The 958-nt window shown below is 60.2% G+C and carries 2 protein-coding genes; one reads left to right on the top strand and one right to left on the bottom strand.

Features of this window, described 5'->3' with window-relative positions:
- A partial coding sequence (locus tag ABB22_RS18655) for a hypothetical protein (RefSeq protein WP_211264522.1) occupies positions 1-200 on the top strand: 200 nt, incomplete at its 5' end.
- Between the two features lie 123 nt (positions 201-323).
- Here ABB22_RS18655 and ABB22_RS17265 read toward each other — a convergent pair.
- Complete coding sequence (locus ABB22_RS17265; RefSeq protein WP_152984249.1) at positions 324-872, bottom strand: pilus assembly PilX family protein; 549 nt, start codon at positions 870-872, stop codon at positions 324-326.
- Positions 873-958: the final 86 nt, after the last annotated feature.

Raw genomic sequence — 958 nt, 5'->3', positions numbered from 1 at the left:
GCGACGGAGATGGGTACATTTCTCCTCGCTTGTTAATCGGTGATTTCGTGACCCCCGGGCATGGAGGGGGGATAACCGACAGTATCGATATGTCCCGAGCCGTTCCTTCCACGACCGAGCAGCGCGGCTACCGCATTACGGCCTACGCGGCTACGCCTAATGGCGCGGAAGTGATCGTCCAATCGCTGTATCACCGTTGAGCGGGGCAAAAAATGAACAGCAAGTCTCACTCCATGCAGTCCCTCGCTGCGCGCATGCGCGTTGCGCATGCGCGCAGCGAGGGACTGCATGGAGTGAGACTTGCTGTTCATTTTTTGCCCCGCTCAACGGTGATACAGCGATTGGACGATCACTTCCGCGCCATTAGGCGTAGCCGCGTAGGCCGTAATGCGGTAGACGCTCTGCTCGGTCGTGGAAGGAACGGCTTTGGACATATCAATACTGTCGGATATCCCCCCTCCATTCACGGAGGTACCGAAATCCTCGATGACGAAGCGCGGAGTAATGGCCGCATCCCCCTTGCCGACAACTTCGCCGACACGGATCTTGTCACTGCTCCAGAAGCTGTCGGCCTTCCACACAGGGGCATTCCCGGGAGCGGTCATGGCACACAGGCCAGCAGAACATCCCGAAGCCGGAAAACTGAGGCTGCCGTCGCGCGCGATGACCTCGGCCTGGCGCAGGCCAGCCTCGGCCGCCTGAAATGCGAGGCTGCGGGATATCGTGTTTGCGGCCATGCGCTCCTGCATGATGGCACCACGCATGGAGGCCAGGCCCAGCAACGTAATGATGATCAGCAGCATCAGCACGACGATGAGCGCAGCGCCCGACTGATCTCCCACGTGCACGAATGATGAATGTCCGCGCTTCACTGGATGCCCTCCTGATGGTTCCTGAGCACGATGAAATCCTCCACGCTGCGGCTCAGCGTACCGCCATCCACGCCCTGCACATCGCC

Source organism: Stenotrophomonas nitritireducens, from assembly GCF_001431425.1.
Classification (GTDB): Bacteria; Pseudomonadota; Gammaproteobacteria; order Xanthomonadales; family Xanthomonadaceae; genus Stenotrophomonas; species Stenotrophomonas nitritireducens.
This window is presented reverse-complemented; position numbering and strand designations above follow the sequence as displayed.